The 20,983-nt window shown below is 62.5% G+C and carries 16 protein-coding genes; 2 read left to right on the top strand and 14 right to left on the bottom strand.

From position 1 onward, the window contains the following. Positions 1 to 7: 7 nt before the first annotated feature. The gene (gene dld, locus JK208_RS10995; RefSeq protein ID WP_211576205.1) at positions 8 to 1,738 is read left to right on the top strand and encodes a D-lactate dehydrogenase; all 1,731 of its coding nucleotides are present in this window, start codon (positions 8 to 10) and stop codon (positions 1,736 to 1,738) included. 31 nt (positions 1,739 to 1,769) lie between these two features. Here dld and JK208_RS10990 read toward each other — a convergent pair whose 3' ends face one another. From JK208_RS10990 to JK208_RS10970, 5 genes are all read right to left on the bottom strand, one after another. Further along, complete coding sequence (locus JK208_RS10990) at positions 1,770 to 3,908, bottom strand: TonB-dependent receptor (protein ID WP_211576203.1); 2,139 nt, start codon at positions 3,906 to 3,908, stop codon at positions 1,770 to 1,772. A 115-nt stretch (positions 3,909 to 4,023) separates the two neighbouring features. Next, positions 4,024 to 4,440: a DUF2946 family protein gene (locus JK208_RS10985; protein ID WP_211576201.1), complete on the bottom strand. Its 417-nt coding sequence runs from the start codon at positions 4,438 to 4,440 to the stop codon at positions 4,024 to 4,026. Positions 4,441 to 4,545: 105 nt separating this feature from the next. Next, positions 4,546 to 5,436 (bottom strand): EamA family transporter, encoded by an 891-nt coding sequence (locus JK208_RS10980; protein ID WP_211576199.1) that lies wholly within the window; start codon positions 5,434 to 5,436, stop codon positions 4,546 to 4,548. A 2-nt stretch (positions 5,437 to 5,438) separates the two neighbouring features. Continuing rightward, positions 5,439 to 7,454, bottom strand: a complete 2,016-nt coding sequence (parE, locus tag JK208_RS10975; RefSeq protein WP_211576196.1) for a DNA topoisomerase IV subunit B — start codon at positions 7,452 to 7,454, stop codon at positions 5,439 to 5,441. An 80-nt stretch (positions 7,455 to 7,534) separates the two neighbouring features. Next, on the bottom strand, positions 7,535 to 8,095 hold the full coding sequence (locus JK208_RS10970) for a hypothetical protein (protein ID WP_099286058.1): 561 nt from the start codon (positions 8,093 to 8,095) through the stop codon (positions 7,535 to 7,537). A 216-nt stretch (positions 8,096 to 8,311) separates the two neighbouring features. On the opposite strand from JK208_RS10970, the gene JK208_RS10965 reads away from it, so the two are divergent. After that, on the top strand, positions 8,312 to 8,953 hold the full coding sequence (locus JK208_RS10965; protein WP_249202109.1) for an Ig-like domain-containing protein: 642 nt from the start codon (positions 8,312 to 8,314) through the stop codon (positions 8,951 to 8,953). 132 nt (positions 8,954 to 9,085) lie between these two features. On the opposite strand, the gene JK208_RS10960 is transcribed toward JK208_RS10965, so the two are convergent. The 9 genes from JK208_RS10960 to gltX all read right to left on the bottom strand — a co-directional run bounded on the left by JK208_RS10960 (position 9,086) and on the right by gltX (position 20,895). Next, positions 9,086 to 10,234 (bottom strand): OmpA family protein, encoded by a 1,149-nt coding sequence (locus JK208_RS10960; protein ID WP_194262789.1) that lies wholly within the window; start codon positions 10,232 to 10,234, stop codon positions 9,086 to 9,088. A gap of 155 nt (positions 10,235 to 10,389) precedes the next feature. Beyond that, positions 10,390 to 10,731 (bottom strand): DUF1491 family protein, encoded by a 342-nt coding sequence (locus JK208_RS10955; protein WP_194262790.1) that lies wholly within the window; start codon positions 10,729 to 10,731, stop codon positions 10,390 to 10,392. Between the two features lie 25 nt (positions 10,732 to 10,756). Further along, entirely contained in the window at positions 10,757 to 12,532 is a 1,776-nt protein-coding gene (locus JK208_RS10950; RefSeq protein ID WP_249202108.1) for a S41 family peptidase, read from the bottom strand. 144 nt (positions 12,533 to 12,676) lie between these two features. Further along, positions 12,677 to 15,373, bottom strand: coding sequence for a type I DNA topoisomerase (topA, locus tag JK208_RS10945; protein ID WP_211576194.1), 2,697 nt, complete (start codon positions 15,371 to 15,373; stop codon positions 12,677 to 12,679). Positions 15,374 to 15,398: 25 nt separating this feature from the next. After that, positions 15,399 to 16,583 (bottom strand): DNA-processing protein DprA, encoded by a 1,185-nt coding sequence (dprA, locus tag JK208_RS10940; protein WP_211576192.1) that lies wholly within the window; start codon positions 16,581 to 16,583, stop codon positions 15,399 to 15,401. 47 nt (positions 16,584 to 16,630) lie between these two features. Next, positions 16,631 to 17,263 (bottom strand): glycerol-3-phosphate 1-O-acyltransferase PlsY, encoded by a 633-nt coding sequence (gene plsY / locus JK208_RS10935; RefSeq protein WP_211576190.1) that lies wholly within the window; start codon positions 17,261 to 17,263, stop codon positions 16,631 to 16,633. Next, positions 17,260 to 18,546 carry a dihydroorotase family protein gene (locus JK208_RS10930; protein WP_211576186.1) on the bottom strand — a complete coding sequence of 429 codons (1,287 nt, stop codon included), beginning with the start codon at positions 18,544 to 18,546 and terminating at the stop codon, positions 17,260 to 17,262. Before JK208_RS10930 ends, plsY begins: the two co-directional genes overlap by 4 nt. Then, positions 18,543 to 19,484, bottom strand: coding sequence for an aspartate carbamoyltransferase catalytic subunit (locus JK208_RS10925; RefSeq protein ID WP_194268706.1), 942 nt, complete (start codon positions 19,482 to 19,484; stop codon positions 18,543 to 18,545). The genes JK208_RS10930 and JK208_RS10925 overlap by 4 nt, the downstream gene beginning before the upstream one ends. Next, complete coding sequence (gltX, locus tag JK208_RS10920) at positions 19,477 to 20,895, bottom strand: glutamate--tRNA ligase (protein ID WP_194268707.1); 1,419 nt, start codon at positions 20,893 to 20,895, stop codon at positions 19,477 to 19,479. Before gltX ends, JK208_RS10925 begins: the two co-directional genes overlap by 8 nt. Positions 20,896 to 20,983: the final 88 nt, after the last annotated feature.

Below are 20,983 nucleotides of genomic sequence, written 5' to 3'. Positions count from 1 at the left end.
CAAGAGAATGTCAGCGTCACTACAAGGCAGTTCCGAGGCAACTGATGCCTCGCTTATCCACTCTCTCCGCGCCATTCTCGGAGCGCGGCATGTCCTGACGACCCCTTCGGCGACCTATCGCTTCCGCAAGGGGTTCCGTTTCGGCATGGGGGACGTGGTGGCGGTGCTTCAGCCGGGCAGTCTTGTTGAATTGTGGCGTGCCGCGAAGCTCTGCGCTGAGTCCGGCCGGATCATCATCATGCAGGCCGCCAATACGGGCCTGACGGGCGGCTCCACCCCTGACGGCAACGACTATGATCGTGGCGTGGTCATCATCAGCACGAACCGTCTGGACGGCATCCACTTGATCGGTGAAGGCAGGCAGGTCGTGTGTCTGCCCGGCTCCACCCTGCATGATCTGGAAGACAAGCTTGCCGCCATCGGCCGCGAACCGCATTCCGTGATCGGATCGTCCTGTATCGGTGCCTCGGTTCTGGGCGGTGTCAGCAACAATTCTGGCGGCGCGCTGGTCCAGCGTGGCCCCGCCTTCACCGAAATGGCGCTGTTCGGCCAGATGGGCGCGGATGGCAAACTGCATCTCGTCAATCATCTGGGCATCCGTCTGGATGGCAATCCAGAGCAGATCCTCGCCGCCGTGCAGACCGGGCAGCTTCCCGAAGCGGCCATCGACTGGAACGCCGGACGCGGCCACGACGAAAATTACGCCACCCATGTCCGGGACGTGGATGCCGATACGCCCGCCCGCTTCAATGCCGATCCCAACCGTTGGTATGAAGCCGCGGGATGTGCGGGCAAGCTGGTCGTGTTTGCGGTGCGTCTGGATACGTTCGAGGCGAACAAAAATCCGGCCGTCTTCTATATCGGGACGAACAGCACGTCCGATCTCGAAGACCTCCGCCGTCATGCCCTGACCCATTTTGATGAACTGCCGATCGCCGGTGAGTATCTGCACCGCGATGCGTTCGATATTGCCGAGAAATACGGCAAGGATACGTTTGCGGTCATCCGCTATTTCGGCACTAAATACCTGCCGAAATTCTTCTCCATGAAGTCCCGCTTCGACGTTTTCGCGCAGAAACTGCCGTTCCTGTCCGATCATTTCAGCGATCTGGCGATGCAGGCCCTCAGCCGCTTCCTGCCGAAGCAGCTTCCCCGGCGCATGTGCGAGTACCGTGACCGTTTCGAGCATCACCTGATGCTCAAGGTCTCGGCCCCCATGACCGCTCCCGTTCGGACCTATCTGGAACAGTGGGCCTCAAGCACGGGGGGCGCTTTCTTCGAATGTACGCCCGAAGAAGGCAAGCTTGCCTTCCTGCACCGCTTTGCTGCAGCGGGTGCTGCCGTGCGGTACCGCGCAGTCCATACGAAAACGGCCGAAGACATCGTGGCGCTGGATGTTGCTCTGCGCCGCAATGATCGTGAGTGGTTTGAGGTTCTGCCCAAGGAGATCGAGGACAAAATCATCCTCAAACTCTATTACGGCCATTTCTTCTGCCATGTGATGCACCAGGATTACGTGATTAAAAAGGGCTACAACGCCATGCAGGTGGAGCACGACATGCTCCCCGGACTAGACGCCCGTGGCGCGCGCTATCCGGCGGAACACAATGTCGGGCATCTCTACAAGGCGCCGGACGAGATGGTCGCCCATTACCGCAGCCTCGATCCTTGCAACTGCTTCAATCCGGGCATTGGTCTTGCGACCAAGACCCGGAACTGGGTTGCCGAGAGCGTCTGACGCTCCCGGTTCTGTTGCGGCCCGACCCTTGTTAGAATGCGGCGGTCAGGTTCATGTTGAAAGACCGCCCCATTCCCGGCAACGGCCCCAGAACACCCGTAGCGTCGTAATCCCCCAGTGAGAGGCCGCCTAGCGGCAGGTAATATCGCTGATTCAGCACGTTCGCGAGTTCGGCATTGAGCGTGAAATACCGCCAGCGATAGCTCCCCCCAAGCCCCAGCAGCGCATAGCCGGGCGTGCGGGGTTCGTTGCGCAGCCAGTCTACGGTGTCCTTGGATTTCACGAGCGTCACCTCGACGCGACCTGTCCAGTTCTCATAGGTCTCGTGTAGCCCGATCAGGCCGTTCGCCGGCATCTGGTGATACAGCCCCGAATGCGTGACCAGATCCACACCGCGCACCCAGTTGATGTTCCCGACCAGCTCGCCCCGTCCATAAGCCGTCCTGTCCCACAGACGCACTGAGCCTGAGGCGTTGATGCCATAGCTCTGGGCGTTGTGATTGACGAACCCCAGCATCGACAGCCCGTTGGAGAAGCTGCTCAACCGCCGGACGTTAATGTAGTTGTGCGTGTAGGTATAAAACGGCTGGATCTTCAGGTCCCAGCGCTGGGTCGGATTCGGATCATGCCAGTCCACCGTCACGCTGGCCGTATTGGCGACCTCGGGAGACAGGTTCAGGTTCCCCACATAACCATTGCCATCGCCAAACCAGCCGATCATCCGCGTCGCCATGCTGCCCATGCCCCAGGCATAACGCTCATAGAGGTTTGGCGAGCGCGTCTTGCGGGCATAGCCCCCTTCGATGGACAGGCTGTCCAGCGGCTTCCAGCGGCCCGTCGCGGTCACGTCGAAATTGACGTCCGTGCGTCCGCGTGAGGCCTGATTAAAGCGCTCTGCCGCCATCGCATCGGCCATGGACATCATCCCGGTCCAGGAATACGGCGCGACCTTGCCCGTATTCATCATCACCAGATCGTTGCGAAATCCAAGTTGTGTGGAAAAACGGGGCAGCCACTGCGCGTCCCATTCCGAGAAATGTCCCAGCCGGTCCCGATGGCCGTTATTGATGTTGTGATAGGTGCCCGGCCCCATCATCATGCTGCCCTGAAGCGGCGGCCACCAGTCGTTCAGTCCGTTATGGTCGAAGGAGCTGCCCAGTTTGAGCGTGTGCTTCAGCCCGAGCGGAATGGTCGCCTTGATCGCATAGGTCGCCGTCCGCGCATCCGTGTTCATTGGCATGCCTGTGGTCGCGCTATGGCCACCCTTGTCCGAAAGCATGTCCATGACATGCGTCACCCGCTGCCAGGAGCCGCGCACATCGAGTGTGCCCCAGTTGAAGTCGCCCTTGTACTTGCCGTTCACGAAGGTGGAGCGGTTATTCGTCATGTCCATGTACTGGTTGGGAAATCCCTCATAGGGAATGTCCTGCTGACCGAAGCTCAGGGCCAGAAGGTGATTGGCCTTCTTCACGCCCAGCGTCACGGCATGGTTGAAGCTCAGATACTCGGTGGACCGCACGCGCTGCCCGTTCCCACCAGCCTGATAGTCGCTGGCATGGGAATAGGAGGCCGTATAGCGCAGGCTGAACATGTCATTGGCGACCGTCAAAGACCCCGAGGCCCCCGAACCGCCGCCATTGCTGCGATAATCACCCCGCACATGCCCCGTCACGAGGATATTGCCCGTTTTGGCAAAGAGCGGGTCTTTGCGCTCGATCTCGACGGTCCCGCCGATGCTGTCTCCGCCCAGACTCACGGGCGTGATCCCCGCAATTGCCACGGCGCGCGAAACGTTGTCGGGATCGACATAGGACATGGCGGGATTCATATGGTTCGGACAGGCGGCATCAATCCGCATGCCGTCCACGAGCGTCGCCACCCGATCGTCGGCCATGCCGTTTAGGACGGGCAGGGCGGAAACGCCGCCTGCGGAATAGGTGCTGTAACCGAGCGCATGGTCCAGAAGATGCGCTGTATCCGCGCTGGTCGTCTGGTGCTGGCGTATGCCGATGACGTTCAACTGCTCGGCCTTGGCAGACTCGACGGAGTCCGTCTGGGAGAGGACATCCTGTGCGGATGCTCCTGAAAAGGCGCTCAGGGTAAAGAAAATGGCCGTCAGGCACGGGCGCGCATAACCTGCGCCCGTGCGGGTCCTGTAATGGGGGAGCATGATCCACATCCTCGACTGGTCTGAAATCCAGTCACGGCGGATCACGCCTCCGCAGGCTGTCCCGAAAAAGACAGACTGCAGGCAGTTTCGTCCTCCGCCATGACCACAATGGGGGTCAGACGAGGCGAGGTGGTCCTCGGGAGGGGGGAAGCAGTCGCCAGATCGTGGGAGGCGCACGCGGCTCACCGGGCGTCTGGCGGATCTGGCGTCCCAGGGACCCACAGGCCGGCAGCACAGGCAGACTGGCCAGAATGACCGCCAGAAGCTGTAACAGGGGGCAGAGCGGGCAGGTGCCGTCATGCGAATGATGATGATGTCCAGCCGTCATTCCCGGCATCGGACCGGGCATCACCATGGGGGACGGTGCAATGTCGATGCCCGTCAGGCGCTCGATCGTCGCCCGGGGACTTTCTTCGGGATAGGAACATCCCTGAAGAACGAGTTGCCCCAGAAACCCCAGAAGAACCACGGCGATGACTGCGAGCGCAGGCAAACCGGACCGTCGGTTCGAAGAGGAAAAGAGGCGGGACATGACGCCCGCATCTGGCGCCTGCATCCCCTGCCGGTCAAGAGAGCGAAATACGTCCCGACCCTATATTTCTGTCTGTTTTCAGCCGATTATAGGGCCCGCGTTGCGTCAGTGCAGGGACTTCTGCCGTCCGGTCAGCACATTCCCTGCCGAGGCGGCGGCAATACACAGCACCCCCATCCAGCGCATCGCGGACAGGGCCTCGTGCAGGAACACAAACCCTGACAGAGCGCCCAGCATCGGCTCCATGCTCAGCAGAATGCCCAGATCGCGCGGGCTGAGAGTCCGCATCGCCATCATGTCCAGGATATACGGCACTGCTGAAGACAGGACCGCCACGCTCAACGCAGCCCCGCCCTGCCAAGGATGGGTCAGAACTGTTGGGATCGTCGGGATCAGACAGGGCAGCAGCAGGATGGCCGCCGTGCTCATGCCCAGTGTCGTGGCAACGGGCGCCGGGAACATTTTCCCCATCCGCGTGCCGGTCAGGATATAGACCACCCATCCACACCCGCTCAGAAGGGCCGCTGCCACACCGAACAGATTGAGCGACGCCAGACCCACTGTCGGCCCCTCAGGCCGCAGCAGCAGGAACAACCCAGCCACCACAAGCCCCGCCCAGCACAGATCCAGCCAGCGGCGGGAGCCGACCAGCGCCAGCGTCAGGGGGCCGGTAAACTCAAGCGCGACGACCACACCCAGCGGCAGCCGGACCAGCGCCACGTAAAAACAGAAATTCATGATCGCGACAGACGCGCCATAAGGCAGCAGCAGCTTCAGCCGCTCGACCGTCAGCGTGCCCGGAGTCGGCCGCCAGATGCACAGCAGGATCACAGCCGCCAGACAGACGCGCAGTCCCACCATGCCAGTTGGGCCAAACAGTGGGAACAGTCCTTTCGCCAGTGTCGCGCCGATCTGGAAGGAGGAAATCCCTCCGATCAGACATCCGACCGCCTTGAGCTGGCTCTGGGACTCCGTAGAGCTGGCCTGTGACGACACGCTCAGACGTCGAGTTCGTCAACGGAGCGGGCATGTTCCTGAATGAAGCGGAACCGCAGTTCCGGCTTGCGGCCCATCAGGCTTTCCACACGCTCGCTGGTTGTCAGACGGTCCTCGGGCGGGGTGATGACGCGCAGAAGCGTCCGCCGAGCCGGGTCCATGGTCGTTTCCTTGAGATCCTTCACCGGCATTTCGCCCAGACCCTTGAACCGCGAGACCTCGACCTTCGCATTGGCCTTGAAATCGGTCTTGATCCGCCGGACGCGGTCCTGATCGTTCATGGCATAGACTGTCTTGGGTCCATGAGTGATGCGATAGAGCGGCGGCTGCGCCAGATGCAGATGGCCCTGACGGATCAGTTCCGGCATTTCGCGATAGAAGAACGTCATCAGAAGCGAGGCGATATGCGCCCCGTCCACGTCGGCATCCGTCATGATGATGACGCGCCCATAGCGCAGACGGCTGATATCGAATGATGCTCCAATGCCGCAGCCCAGAGCCTCCGTCAGATCCCGAAGCTCCTGATTGGCCCGTAGCTTGTCGGTCGTGGCGGAGGCCACGTTGAGGATTTTACCCCGCAGCGGCAGCACGGCCTGCGTCTCGCGGTCGCGCGCTTGGCGGGCGGACCCGCCAGCCGATTCGCCCTCTACGAGGAACAGTTCGGTCTCGGCGGCATTTTCGCGCGTGCAGTCCGTCAGCTTGCCCGGAAGGCGCAGTTTGCGCGTGGCGCTCTTGCGGGCCGTGTCCTTGACTTCACGGCGGCGCAGACGCTCTTCCGCACGTTCCACCATGAAGGCCAGCAGGCTGTCCGCCTGTTGCGGATTGCCGCCCAGCCAGTGATCCACGCGGTCACGCAGCGCACCTTCGACCAGTCGCGATGCCTCCTGAGAGGTCAGTTTGTCTTTGGTCTGGCCCTGAAACTGCGGATCGCGAATGAAGACCGAGAGCTTGGCGGCCACGGAACCGAGCACGTCCTCAGCCGAAATGGCGGCGGCCCGCTTGACCTTGCGCTGATCGCCCCAAGCGCGCAGGCCCTTGACCAGCGCGGCCCGAAATCCGGCCTCATGCGTGCCGCCCTGAGGCGTGGGAATCGTGTTGCAGAACGAGGACAGGGTCGCCGTCCCGCTCTCAAGAAACGCCACAGCCCATTCCACGCGGCCGCCCGTCCGCCCATCGGATGCGATCGGCAGATCCACATCTCCCGCCCAGAGCGGTGTCAGCAGATCCGGGTCAGGCCCGAGTTCCGCCGAAAGCGCATCTTCCAACCCGTTAGGGAACTGGATGGTGGCCTCAACCGGTGTTTCGTCGCCCGCTTTGATGAGGGATGCTTCGCATTTCCACTGGATCGTCACTCCCCGGAAAAGTGCCGCCTTGGAGCAGCACATCCGATAGAGCCGGGCAGGGGAGAAATGATGGTTGCCGAAGATTTCCGGATCGGGCGTAAAGCGTACCGTCGTGCCGCGCCGGTTGGGCGCGTTGCCGACTTCCGCCAGCGGCGCCAGCGAAACACCACGCATGAAGTCCTGCCGGTACAGCGTCCTGTCCCGCGCGACCTCGACTTCCAGTTTCTCGGACAGCGCATTGACGACCGAACTGCCCACGCCATGCAGGCCGCCGGACGTGTCATAGGCCTTACCCGAGAATTTTCCGCCCGCATGCAGCGTAGTGAAAATCACTTCAAGCGCGGATTTCTCAGGAAATTTCGGATGAGGGTCGGTCGGGATGCCACGACCGTTGTCGCGCACCATGAGCGTGCGCGGACCTTCCAGCCGAACGTCGATGGTGGTGGCATGACCCGCCACCGCTTCGTCCATCGCATTGTCGAGAATCTCGGAGGCGAGGTGATGATACGCGGTATCATCCGTCCCGCCGATATACATGCCCGGACGGCGCCGGACGGGCTCAAGCCCTTCCAGCACCTCGATGTCGTGGGCACCATATTCCGTATCGACCACTGCCTTGCGGTTGCCGCCGGACCGGGTCTTGCCTGTCTTTCCTGACTCGAACAGATCGCTCATGTCTGCGTTGTCGCCGCCCCGCTAAGGAACGTCAAGCAAACGCTTCGAGGCAGGGCGACCGGCGGCTTCAGAACAGGGTCTCAGGCGCGGTTCGTGCGGCGTGTTGCGGCCTTTTTCGTCACGCCCTTGCGGGAGTGGCGGTCCACGGTCGCCGGAGCTTCGCAGCTCTCATAGGAGGCAGGCTGGGCCACGTCCTTGGCTTCGGCGTAATGGGCCAGATCGGCAGAGCTTTCGAGAGCGTTGATTTCGTCGAACATTGCTTCGCGCTGCTGGCAGAACACCGTGCCGGATTTCAGTCCACCGAGCGACTGGATATCGGCAAGCTGCGTGATGTAGTCGTCATGCTCGACCTGCGCGCGACGACCATAGGTCGTGCGGAAATAGCTGTTCAGGCGCTCGTCCGCATTCAGCAGGGCAGGGCGGAACTTGTTGACGAAGGCATTGTAGCGGTCCTGCGCCTTGCACGACAGCGCCGTCACCATCAGTTCGGACTTCAGTCCGGCCACATCGAAAGCCTCGTGGGCGGGCGAATTGCCGCAGTCCGCAGCGCGGGCGGAAAGAGGATGAACAGCAGCAAGCGTAGCGCAGGAAAGCCCCACAGCAAGCAGGCCCTTGACGGAACGACGGAAGATCGACGGCATTGACAGACTCCACAAGACCGGATCGACCGGCCACAACCACTGGAACAGACTACCCGCGGTCGACCCCCGGCGAAAGCTGATTCTGCGTCTGAGGAACGTGCGGCAAGCCCTTCATCTGAAACATGATTTCATGGCAGAAAAGGGGCGTGACGCCATTCAGGGGCAATTTATCGACCCTGCGGCACAAAATACCGTCAAAATGGTCAGAGCATTCGGATGCAGCCTTTCGCCCCGTGCCGTCCTGCTTTACATGCGAACGTCTGTCTGCTGCGGAAACGCGGCCTGTCCTGTCACGATGCGTTGGAGTTGACCGTGCGTCTGCGAGGTTCTGCCATTACCCTGGGTTCGGCATTGGCCGTGTCCCTGCTTCTCTCCGGCTGTGCCCAGCAGCCGATCGTCCAGCGTTCCGTGGCTCCGAATCCTTTCGGCTACCAGCGGACATCCGCCGTCTGCCACGTCTCGTCCGTCAAGAAGGCTGCCGATGGCACGATGAGCGTGGACATGACGGTCCGCAGCGATGACGGCCTGTGCTCCATCGCCATCCAGCAGCCGCTGGGAGGTAATTATGCCTCTTTCGGCGTCAATCCTCCGCCGTCACACGGCAAGGCCTTCCTCTACAATTATGATGGCAAGACCTATGTGGATTACACACCCGCTACGGCTTATGCCGGAACGGATTCGTTCACGGCTGAGCTGATCCCAGGGAACGGCCAGAAGCGTGAGCATCTGACGATTCACGCCACGGTCGATGCAACCGGTGTGGTCGTCGCAAAGCCGCCCGCCGTCGTTGCGCCTACGCCGGTCAAGGCTACGGCCAAGAAGGCTCCCGTCCGTCACACGACGCGCCGTAAGAAATAAGACCCATTCCAGTCATGGACAGGGCGGAGAGGCTTCTCTCCGCCCTTTTTTGTGCCTGACAGACACAAAAAAACCGGCGGCTCCCCAAAGGAAACCGCCGGTTGACCGGAAAGGAGAGCCTGCTCGCAGGTGTTACTTGAAGTCGATTTCCACGCGCCGGTTCTGCGGCTCGCGTGTATTGGCGGCCGTGACCACCAGCGGATGGCTCTCGCCGAAACCCTGTGTCGCGATCATTCCCGCCGCTACGCCATCCCGCACCAGCTCTTCCTTGACGGCACTCGCACGACGTTGGGACAGCGCCATGTTGTAGGCTTCGCCACGCTGGCCCGGATGCGCTGCCGAACTGTCAGTATAACCGCTGACCTCGATATGCGTGACCTGAACGGACGTAGAGTTGCGCGCTGCTGCCGCGACCACGGCTTTTGCCCGTGCGCTCAGCGTGGCCGAATCCCAATCGAAGAACACCAGATAGGTCCGGGTCGGTGCAGGGCCCGGGATCGGCATTGGAGCTTCAACCGGCTTCGGCGGCGGCGGAGCTGGATTGAACTCGTAGCGCAGACCCAGCATCAGCGAGTGGTTGAAGTCTGTCCGGGTGTCGCGGTTGCCGCTGGACACGCCGAATTCCTTCGTCTTGTCCCAGCCGCCATAGATTCCGGTGGCCGTGGCATGATGTCCGTTCGGCCCCATCAGCGTGTAGAATCGGTATTCCGCGGTAGCCGACAGACCCACGACCCACGGAACAGGGAAGGAGAGACCGAAAATACCCTGATAGGCAAAGTTTCCGGCCGTGCCGCCGACATGCTGGTCAAAGGCGCCGTTCGGGGCATGAACATAAGTGTTCATCGCCTGCCAGCCATAGCCGATACCCGCGCCGAAATACGGGAAGACCCAGGACTTGCCGATATCCATGTCAAACAGAGCATTGGCCATGACGCCATAGCCCTGCTGACGCCCGCCGACAGAGGACGGGAACGTGCTGGAACGGAACTGCTGCAAGCGGTTGTTGCGGTAGTTGCCTTCGACCTCGACACGGAATCCGTTTCCAAGGCCATAGCCCAGACTGCCGATTCCGGTCACGCCCGCCTGATAGTGGTCACGCCCGCTCGGAAAGACAGGCGAGAGACGTGCCGTCTGGTCCTGATTGAAGCTCGCGCCGCCTTCACCTGCAACATACAGCCCTTTGACGGGCTGTGCGGTTGCGGCACCCATGACGAGCATCGAAACGCCTGCAGTGAACCCGGCACGGGTTAGCCAGGTCCTGACAACGGATCGGTGCGTCATGTCCATTTTTCTCCAACCAGCCAAATCTGCCAACCTTACCGTGTGTGTTCTTGCCGAAAGCTCGGACGATGGCAACGCATCACACGGCATAATGCCGCATCATGCAGTTTTCTTTATGGCAGGTTCGCCATGTGCTGTGTCTTCACTCCCACAGTTTACGCCTCTTCGTCCAGATCGAGCCTGCGCGATCCGAGGGTCCGCTCGATGGGCAGGGAGACGTCGCGCATCTCAAGCTCAACGATCCACAGATCGGGATCATACTGTTTCTGCCGTTCCAGATAGGCGTCCACACTGGCGGCATCGCTCGCATCCACGCGGGTCCAGCCCGATCCGTCTTCCCGCAATACACCAGTCCCGCCTGAGCGGTCCGTCAGGACGATCAGGACCGCACCGGCATCCTCGTCTCCCTTTTTCAGAACCATGGCCGAGGTTCCGTCCGAGGAAATACGGCGCAGGACAGCCCGTACCCAAAGTCCCGTTTTCAATCGTGCGCCCATAACCGTTTCCGTTCGTCCTGCAAGGTTAGTGGAGAGGCGCGCTGTTCTCGTCGGGAACAGACTCCAGAGCCGCCTTATAGGCGGCAGGGGAAGACAGCAGCGCCTTTGCTGCGTCCATGTCGGCATCCGAGCCGATGGCGGCCGGACAGTGCTTGCGGATCTCGAGGATTTTCGCGACCGGGACCGGATAGCGAGCGGCCCGGGCGGTCTGTACGGCCTCGCCCTGAAGGCTGTTTCCCGCTTTCAGGGCGGAAAGCTGTGCCTGAAGTGCGTCCGCTCCAAGCGACGTGCAGATCTGCGGCATCACGCCCAGTCCCTGAATCGGCCAGCCCAGTGGGGCCTGATTGCGACTCCATGTCACGAACAGTTCGCCGCCATTCGGCATCTGCCCGATCACCTGAACCAACCCCTTACCTAGCGTTTCGCTGCCGATCACGACGGCGCGCCGGTGATCGGCCAGTGCGGACGCCAGAATTTCGGCAGCACTCGCCGTCCGCCCGTCTACGAGAACCACCATGGGCGTTCCGTTGGTCATGTCGCCGCCCTGAACGGCCCAGATATGGTTGGCCAGAGGATTCCGGCCCTGCGTGGTTACGGCGACGCCATGATCCAGAAGGAGGGCCGCAGTCGTTACGGCCTGTTGCAGGACGCCTCCGCGATCGCCGCGGAGATCGAGAATGATGCCCGCAGCCTTGCCTTTTCCCGGCGGCGGAGCGGGGGCGTCCGGGGTCGGTTCGTCCACGACCTGATCGATATACTGGCTGATTTCCTCGGCTGTCTGGGTCGAGAAGGACGTAACGCGCAGAACGGTGAAGGGACCATCGGTGGACGCAAACACGGTTTCGGGCGGAACCTGAACCCGTTGCAGTTTGAAGGTCGTGGGTCGGTGTCCCTTCGCGGCGATTCCCAGCGTAACGGCGCTGTGTTCGTCACCTTCCAGCCACTCCTGAACGGTTGCGGCATCCTGACCATGCGTGGAGCGTCCATTGACGGACACCAGATGTTCGCCCGTATCGATGCCTGCTTCCCATGCGGGACCATTGGCGTTGACGGCCGTAATCACGATGGTCCGCCCGCTCTGCCCGAGGCTCAGCCCGACCGTGCCGGTGCTGCCCGTACGCCGCGTCCGGTCCGACGTGGCGGGAGAGGGGCCGAGATAGCGGGAATACGGGTCAAGATGATTGAACAGTTCGTCAAAAAATCCCTGCAACAGCGCGTCTGATCCGGCATCCCGCAAGGTGGAGGAATGCTGCCAGGCCGCCTGCATAGCCGCCGTGACCAGATCCGCCCATGCGGTATGGCTGTCCGCCCAGGGCAGAACCCGGCTGAACAGGACGGTCTGGCCCTGAAGAACGCTCAATGTCGCGGGGGACGGCGCATCGGCAGGTTTTTCAGCCGCGACGGCCGTTCCGGGCGTATGGACAACGGCAGAGGCAGGGGATGCGGCCGGAGGCGTGACCGTGACGGACAGGGTCGGGTCGATGGCCGTCAGACCGTCCAATCCCCAAACGCAGAAATCCCGCGCGGAATGGGCCTCCAGCGTTCGCGGCTCCAGAAAGCCGAGCGCTGCGACCAGAACGTCCCGCGTGGTGGGTGCCGAAAAAACGGGAGGTGCGGGCGGGGGCGGAGCGGCTGTGGGCGTTGCGGGAGCCGGGGCATTGCCGGTCGGTGTCTGGGCTTTTGCGGTGCCGCTCTGAACTGCGAGAACCATGATGCAGACCGTCAGACACAGCGCCACACGACATGCCGCCTTGCGGCTGCGCGGCATGAAAAAGGTCACAGGGCGGGCGACATGACGCAAGACGGGGTCCTTGGAGACGGGACGGCAAAAAACGGCTGCTCCCGTAACGCGACCACGCCACAAACTTCAGCCACGGTAAAGACTTGCCAGATCAAATCTGGGGTCGGCAGTGCCATCTGGCAACACTGCCGACCCGATCTGTTTTCAGTCTTCCGACGACGTGTCGGAGACAGTCTTACGCTTCCGCGGCGTTGTGGTTTTCGTTTTTGTGGCGGATTTGGCCGAGATACGCTTCGTTACCGTCTTCGGAGCGGCCTCATCCCCTTCCGCAGAGGCAACGGCTTTCTTGGCCTTTGTGGCCTTCGGAGCTGCTTTTTTCGCCGAAGTTTTTTTTGCGCCACCTTTCAGTGGTTTGCCCTTTTCCGCCAGAAGCGCCACGGCCTCATCGAGCGTGACCTCCTCCATATCCTGCCCCTTCGGCAGGTTGGCGATCAGCTGACCATGCTGGGCATAGGGTCCGAACCGTCCCTTGCGGATCATGACCGGTTCGCCGTCTTTTGGATGGGCTCCCAGATTTCGGATGGACGCCAGCTTTTTGGCCAGCGAATCCACAGCCCGGTTCAGCCCGACCGTCAGAACATCGTCGTCTTTGTCGAGCGTGCCGTAGATCGCACCCATCTTCACATATGGCCCGAACCGTCCCAGACCGGCCTCGATCTTCTCGCCCGTTTCAGGGTGAAGCCCGACCAGACGCGGCAGGGACAGCAGCCCCAGCGCCTGTTCCATGGTCATGGTGTTGCCGTCGATTCCCTTGGGAATGGTCGTCCGCTTGGGTTTGGCTTTCTTGTCCTCGGGATTGGGTTCGCCGCGCTGGATATACAGCCCGTACGGCCCGCGACGGATCGAGATGTCCTCGCCGGTATCCGGGTCCTGACCCAGAATTTTCGGACCGTCATTCAGCCCTTCGGTGTCGCCTTCTTCGGCCACCAGACGGCGTGTGAACTGGCAGGTCGGATAGTTCGAGCAGCCGATGAAGGCGCCGAACTTGCCCAGCCGCAGGCCCAGCCGCCCGGTTCCGCAGGATGTGCAGACGCGCGGATCGCCACCATCGGGGCGGGGCGGGAAGAAATGTGGCCCGAGGTCTTCGTCCAGAGCGTCGATGACGTCCGAGATTTTCAGATCTTTGGTTTGTGCCACCGCAGCCGAGAAATCATGCCAGAACGCGGCCATGACATCATGCCAGTCCGCGCGGCCGCCTGAAATGTCGTCAAGCTGCTCTTCAAGCGAGGCCGTGAAGCCCGAATCTACATAGCGCTCGAAGAAGGACGTCAGGAAAGCCGTAACCAGCCGTCCACGGTCTTCGGGGATGAAGCGCCGTGCATCCAGCCGCACGTAATTGCGGTCCCGCAGCACGCCCAGAATGGAGGCATAGGTCGAGGGACGGCCAATGCCGATCTCTTCCATTTTCTTGACGAGCGAGGCTTCCGAATAGCGCGGGGGCGGCTGGGTGAAATGCTGTTCGGCATCCACGGCGCCGGTCGTCAGGCGGTCGCCTTCCTTCATCGGCGGCAGGAGCTTGCCGTCTTCGTCTTCGACCTTGGTGTCGTCCCGGCCTTCGATATAGAGCTTGAGGAAGCCGTCGAATGCGATGGTCGATCCCGTGGCGCGCAGAAGCGTCTGACCGCTGGCATCGGCCAGCGTCACTGCGACCTGATCCAGTTCCGCCGACTGCATCTGCGAGGCGACGGAGCGCTTCCAGATCAGTTCGTACAGCTTCTTCTGGTCGGGCGTCAGCGCATGGCCAACCTGCTGGGGCGTCAGGAAAACATCCGTCGGGCGGATGGCCTCATGGGCCTCCTGCGCGTTCTTGGCCTTGGTGGAATAGGCGCGCGGGAAATCCGGCACATAGTCGTCGCCGAATGCTTTGCCGATATGACCGCGGATGGACCCGATGGCTTCCTTCGCCATCGTCACGCCGTCGGTTCGCATATAGGTGATCAGCCCGGTTGTTTCGCCGCGCAGATCCACGCCTTCATAAAGTTGCTGCGCCGTACGCATCGTCGTCTGCGCGCTCATGCCGAGTTTGCGGGATGCCTCCTGCTGGAGGGTCGATGTCGTGAACGGCGGTGGCGGATTACGCTTGGTGCGCTTGCGCTCGACGGAGCGGACCGTGAACTGGCCGCCCAGAACCGTATCGCGCGCTCCGAACGCCAGTTGTTCATTGTTCAGATCGAACTGGTCGAGCTTTTCGCCCTTCAGATGGGTCAGGCGAGCCTGAAAGGCGGCCTTGCCGGGTGTCGTGAAGCCGCCAGTGACGGTCCAGTATTCCTTGGGGCGGAAAACCTCGATTTCGGCTTCGCGCTCACAGATCAGACGCAGTGCGACGGACTGCACGCGCCCGGCACTCCGGCTGCCCGGCAGCTTGCGCCACAGGACGGGGGAGAGCGTGAAGCCCACCAGATAGTCCAGCGCACGGCGGGCGAGATAGGCGTCGATCAGCGGGCGGTCCAGCTCGCGCGGAGCCGCCATCGCTGCCGTAACAGCCGATTTGGTGATTTCGTTGAAGGTGACGCGATGGACGTCCACGTTCTTCAGAAGCTTCTTTTCTTCCAGAACGCTGCGGACATGCCAGGAAATCGCTTCGCCTTCGCGATCCGGGTCAGTGGCGAGATAGAGGTTTTTCGCCCCCTTCAGCGCCTTCGTGATGGCAGAAATCTGCTTTGCGCCGCGTTCATCCGTCTGCCAGCTCATGGCAAAGTTCTCGTCCGGGCGCACGCTTCCGTCTTTGGGCGGCAGATCTCGCACATGTCCGAATGAAGCGAGCACGGTATATCCGCTTCCCAGATATTTGTTGATCGTCTTGGCCTTTGCCGGGCTCTCGACCACCACAACGTCCGTCATCGCCACTCCGGTATTCCGCGTCACTTCAGTTCGGCAGCAACGCCACGCGTCCGCCGGGCACAAACTCCACGACCCCACCGAGCTCAAGCTCAGCCAGCGTCGCAAGCACTGCCGACACGGAGAACTGGCAGCGGCGCACCACATCGTCAACTGCTACAGGCGTCACGGAGAGAAGAGACCGCACGCTTTGCTGTACGAGATCGGGGTCGATCCAGCCGGTGTCGGGGAGGTCGCCCCATGCGAGCGAAGGTTCGGAAAAGCCGGTCAAGGGCGGGTTGTGGCGCGCTGGACGCTGCCACGGCGCGGGTTCGCGTTCTGGAAGCTCCGTCGGCAGGGCCTGAAGAATATCGGCGATATTTTCTGTCAGGGTCGCCTGACCAGTTTTCAGCAGATGATTGCCGCCCCGTGACCGGGGATCGAGCGGCGAACCCGGCACGACCAGAAGCTCGCGGTTGTAGGACTGGGCGAGATCCGCCGTGATCATTGTACCAGAGTCCAGCGCTGCCTCAATGATCAAACATCCCGACGAAATCCCGGCGATCAGGCGGTTGCGTCGCGGGAAATGGCGGGCCTGCGGGGCGGTTCCGAGCAGTGCTTCCGTCACCAGGCAGCCTTTTTCGGCAATCTGCTGCTGAAGGGATGCATTCTCCGGCGGATAGGCATGATCCAGCCCTCCGGCGATCGCACCGACCGTCAGGCCGGGATGCAGTGCGGCGGCGTGCGCTGCCGAGTCGATACCCCGCGCCAGACCGGAAACCACGCAGATTCCGGCATGGGCCATTTCGGCCGAAAGGCTTTCTGCAATCCGGATTCCCGCAGCCGAGGCATTGCGCGCACCTACCACCCCTACAGACCGCATCGACAGCTTCCGGACATCTCCGAGCGCGAACAGCACCGGTGGCGCATCCGGCACATGGGACAGAAGCAGCGGATAGCCCGCATCCCCCCGGACCAGCATTTTCCCGCCCAGTTTTTCAAGGCGTTCCAGTTCGTCCGTCATGCGAGAAACGGACGGAATGGCAGGGTCGTCCCGCCGCCCTGCTTTACGCATGCGTCCGGGCAGTGCGGCCAGAGCGGCTCCGGCGCTGCCATACTGCGCCATCAGTCGCGCAAAGTTGATCGGACCCACGCCCGTCGTCTGCGACAGACGCAGCGTGTCGATTCGGTCTGCGGCAGAGATGACGGGAGAGGCGGCTACGGAATCTGTCATAAGGTCTTTCTCCTTAAGGCAGATTCCTTAATAGGCGCTTAAAAATATTAGGAACGGGGCGCCTGATCCACGTTCACGCGCGGCTCCTGTCCCGTGAGAAGGCGGGCAATATTGCTCCAGTGCCGCGCCCAGATCAGCAGCGAGATGAGCAGCGTCGCCACCGGGATGGGGGAGTGCAGCGCCCGCCCGGACAGCAGCACCATCAGCATCGGCGCGAGCAGAAATGCCGCCAGAGCCCCGGCTGAGGAAATCCGGCTCAGGCGCGCCACCAGCAGCCACACCACGCAGCAGGCCAGCCCGACCGGCCAGGACAGAGCCCAGATCGTCCCGAGACCCGTCGCAACGCCTTTGCCGCCCCTGAAGCCGAGCCAGACTGGAAAACAGTGCCCGATAACGACGGCGACGGTCGCCACGGCCATGGTCATTTCGCTCACGCCGGGGAAGAAAAACCGTGCGATTAGGACAGCGGCTGCCCCCTTGAGCGCATCCAGCAGCAACGTGGCCGCTGCCAGACCGCGTCGTCCCGTGCGCAGGACGTTTGTTGCGCCGATATTGCCCGATCCGATCTTGCGGATGTCCCCGCCGCCAGAAAGCGCCGTCAGCAGCAGCCCGAACGGAATGCTTCCGATGACGTAGGACACGAGAAACAGCAGAATGAGTTGTGCCTGAAAGCCGCTCACGAGCGTGCCTCCGCCAACCCGTCAGCCGTGAAGACTTCCACACCGCGCTTGAACGTCCGCAGGACACGGCCTTTCAGATCCCGACCGTCAAAGGGCGTGTTCTGCGCGCGTCCCGGCAGGTCTCCGGCCACCACTGTCCATGAGCCTTCCGGATCAAACAGGCACAGATCGGCATGGCTCCCGACTGCCAGCGTTCCGGCCTCAAGGCCCAGCAGGGCGGCTGGAGCAGAGGTCAGTAGACGCAACGCATCTACGAGTGGCAGTCCCGCGCCGAGCGTGACGCCCAGCAGCGTGACCAGTCCGGTGCCGCCGGCACGGGCCTGCGCGAAAGGCAGCCGCTTGTCATCTGCATCTGCCGGAGCATGGTCGGAGGCTACAGCGTCAATCGTTCCATCCGCCAGTGCGGCGCAGACGGCCTGTCGGTCCGTGTCGTTGCGCAGGGGGGGAGAGAGTTTCGCGTAGGTGCGGAAGTCGCCGATATCGTCTTCGGTCATGGAGAAATAGGGCGGCGCCGTATCGCAGGTCACGCGTACGCCCCGGCTTTTGGCTGCACGGATCAGGTCCAGCCCTTCTGCCGTCGAGACATGCGCGAAATGCAGCCGCGCGCCTGTCATGGCCGCCAGACGCAGATCGCGGGCGATCATGATGGCCTCGGCTTCGGCCGGAACCTGTGGCAGGCCCATCCGCACTGCGCGTGCTCCGGCGGTGGCACAGGCCCCTTTAGCCAGAGACGGATCTTCCGGATGCTGCACCACGATGGCGTCCAGAAAGCGCGAATAGGACAGCAGGTTACGCATCTGCTTGGCGTCTGAAATCGCGCGGGTTCCGTCCGTGAACGCCACGGCTCCGGCGTTGCGCAGGAGCCCGAGTTCGGCCATTTCGCCGCCCTCGCAGCCGCGCGTCAGCGCGCCATAAGGATGGATCGAGACCATGCCCGTCTCTTCGCCCCGGACCCGCAGCAGATGCACGAGCGCCGGGTTGTCGATCGGGGGTAAGGTGTTGGGCAGGACCGCCATGGTCGTGATGCCACCCGCGACAGCCGCCCGCGCCCCGGAAGACACGCTCTCACGGTATTCCGACCCCGGCTCCCCGAGTGCGACGCGCATGTCCACAAGGCCGGGACACAGCACGGCTCCGGCGCCATCAATGACCCGCGCGCCTTCAGGGACCGACCCGTCTTCGCAGGCGACGATCTTTCCCTGACGCACCACAAGTCGCCCGATTTCGTCCCGGCCCGAAGCCGGATCGATCAGTCGGACTTTTTCAAAAACGATATCGCTCATACCGGCATCCGTGCCCGGGACAGACGGTCCAGAACCGCCATCCGCACAGCCACGCCCATTTCAACCTGTTCGGAAATCACGCTCTGATCCGAATCCGCCACGTCCGAGGCGATTTCGACGCCACGGTTCATTGGGCCCGGATGCATAACCAGCGCGCCGGGATTGGCCAGCGCAAGACGGCGGCGGTCCAGCCCAAAGAAATGGAAATATTCCCGCGCACTCGGCACCAGACCCGCCCCCATGCGCTCCTTCTGAAGCCGCAGGGACATGACGACATCCGCGCCGTCCAGCGCCTTGTCCATGTCCGAATATAGCTCGACATTGCCGAGCTCAGCCATGGCCCCCGGCAGCAGCGTCGGCGGGCCGACCAGCCGCACCCGGTTTCCGAATGCCGTCAGCAGATGGATGTTGGAACGTGCCACCCGGCTGTGTCCGACATCGCCGCAGATCGCGACCGTAAGGCCCTCAAGACGGCCGAAATGCCGGCGGATGGTCAGCGCATCCAGCAGCGCCTGTGTCGGATGTTCATGCGTGCCGTCGCCCGCATTGACGACGCTGGCTTCGACTTTCTGCGACAGCAGGGCGGGCGCGCCGGACTGCGCGTGGCGGATGACCAGCAGGTCACAACGCATGGCGTTGAGCGTCGCCGCCGTATCCAGCAGCGTCTCGCCCTTGTTCACCGAACTTGTGGCGACGGACATGTTGATGACGTCCGCGCCAAGCCGCTTGCCCGCGAGTTCGAAACTCGTGCGGGTGCGGGTGCTGTCTTCGTAGAACAGATTGATGACCGTCCGCCCCCGCAGCGCATCACGCGGCGCGGAGCGCGAACGGCTCAGCAGCGCATAGCTCTCCGCCAGATCGAGGAACGGCACGAGCTGTTCAGCCGACAGCCCCTCGATTCCCAGAAGATGCCGGGGGACGGAGGGCCGCTCAGCCATCGTTGGATACGGAAGCGAGAACGGCGGCGATGCGGGCCAGAACCTCGTCCTGTCCCAGCGCTGCGAGCGTCAGATCAATGCCCGGAGACGTCGTGGAACCGGTCATGGCCGCGCGCAGCGGCTGGGCCACGGAGCCGAGCTTGATCTCGTGTTTTTCAGCATAGGCGCGCAGCGTCGCATCGACGGTTTCCGGCGTGAAGTCCGAAAGCGCGGCCAGATCCTTGCCGACGCCCTGCAGAACCGTGCGCCCGTCCTCGCCCAGCAGCTTCTCGGCTTTAGGGGTGAAGGTCAGGGGCAGGGTGAAGCCTGCGAAAGCGGCATTGTCCGCCAGTTCCACGAGCGTCTTTGCGCGCTCCTTGAGGCCCGGCATCATCGCAAGGATGCGCGCGCGGGTCTTGTCATCCGTCACAACGCCGTCGCGACCTGCAAGGCGCTGCATGACGTCATCCGTCAGGCGCGCATCATCGGCAACGCGCATCCAGATCCCGTTCAGATGCGCCAGCTTGACGTAATCCATGCGGGACGGGGAGCGGCCTACGCCATCCAGATCGAAGAGCTTGATCTGTTCCTCGCGGGACAGGACTTCGGCATCGCCATGACCCCAGCCCAGACGCAGCAGGTAGTTGCACAGGGCTTCCGGCAGATAGCCTTCCTCGCGGAAATCCACGACCGACTGTGCGCCATGGCGCTTGGACAGCTTGGCGCCATCGGGGCCGTGGATCAGCGGCAGATGTGCGAAATGCGGCAGGTTCCAGCCCATGGCACGATAGATCATGGCCTGACGGAACGTGTTCGTCAGATGGTCGTCACCGCGCATGACATGGGTGATGTCCATATCGTGATCGTCCACGACCACGGCATGCAGATAGGTCGGCGTGCCGTCCGAGCGCAGCAGGATCAGGTCGTCCATTTCGGAATTTGCGACCCGGACTTCGCCCTGCACCAGATCCTTGATGATCGTCTCACCGTCACGCGGGGCCTTCAGGCGCACGACGTACGGCGCACCGGCGGGCGCTTCGGACGGATCGCGGTCCCGCCATGTGCCGTCGTAACGGGGCGGGCGCTTCTCGGCCATGGCCTTCTCGCGCATGGCGGTCAGCTCTTCGGGCGTACAGAAGCACTTGTAGGCCTGACCCTTTTCCAGAAGCTCAAGCGCCACTTCCGTATGGCGGTCCTGCCGGGCGGACTGGAAAACCGGTTCCGCATCCGCCTCGATTCCCATCCAGGCCAGACCGTCAAAGATCACGTCCACGGCTTTTTGAGTGGAGCGTTCCTTGTCGGTGTCTTCGATCCTCAGGAGGAATTCGCCGCCGTGATGACGGGCAAAGAGGAAATTGAACAGGGCGGCGCGGGCGTTGCCGACATGCAGCAGACCCGTCGGGGAGGGGGCAAATCGCGTACGGATGGTCATGCCGCCGTCATATCATGCTCTGACCCGCGCTTCCATCCGCCTGCGCCAGTGGGGCTGCGGTGCTCCGTCACGAGCCCGCGCTTTACAA

This window comes from Gluconobacter sp. Dm-74 (genome assembly GCF_018256135.1).
GTDB lineage: Bacteria > Pseudomonadota > Alphaproteobacteria > Acetobacterales > Acetobacteraceae > Gluconobacter > Gluconobacter cadivus.
Note: the sequence above shows the minus strand (reverse complement) of the source record. Positions and strands in the feature narration are given on the sequence as shown.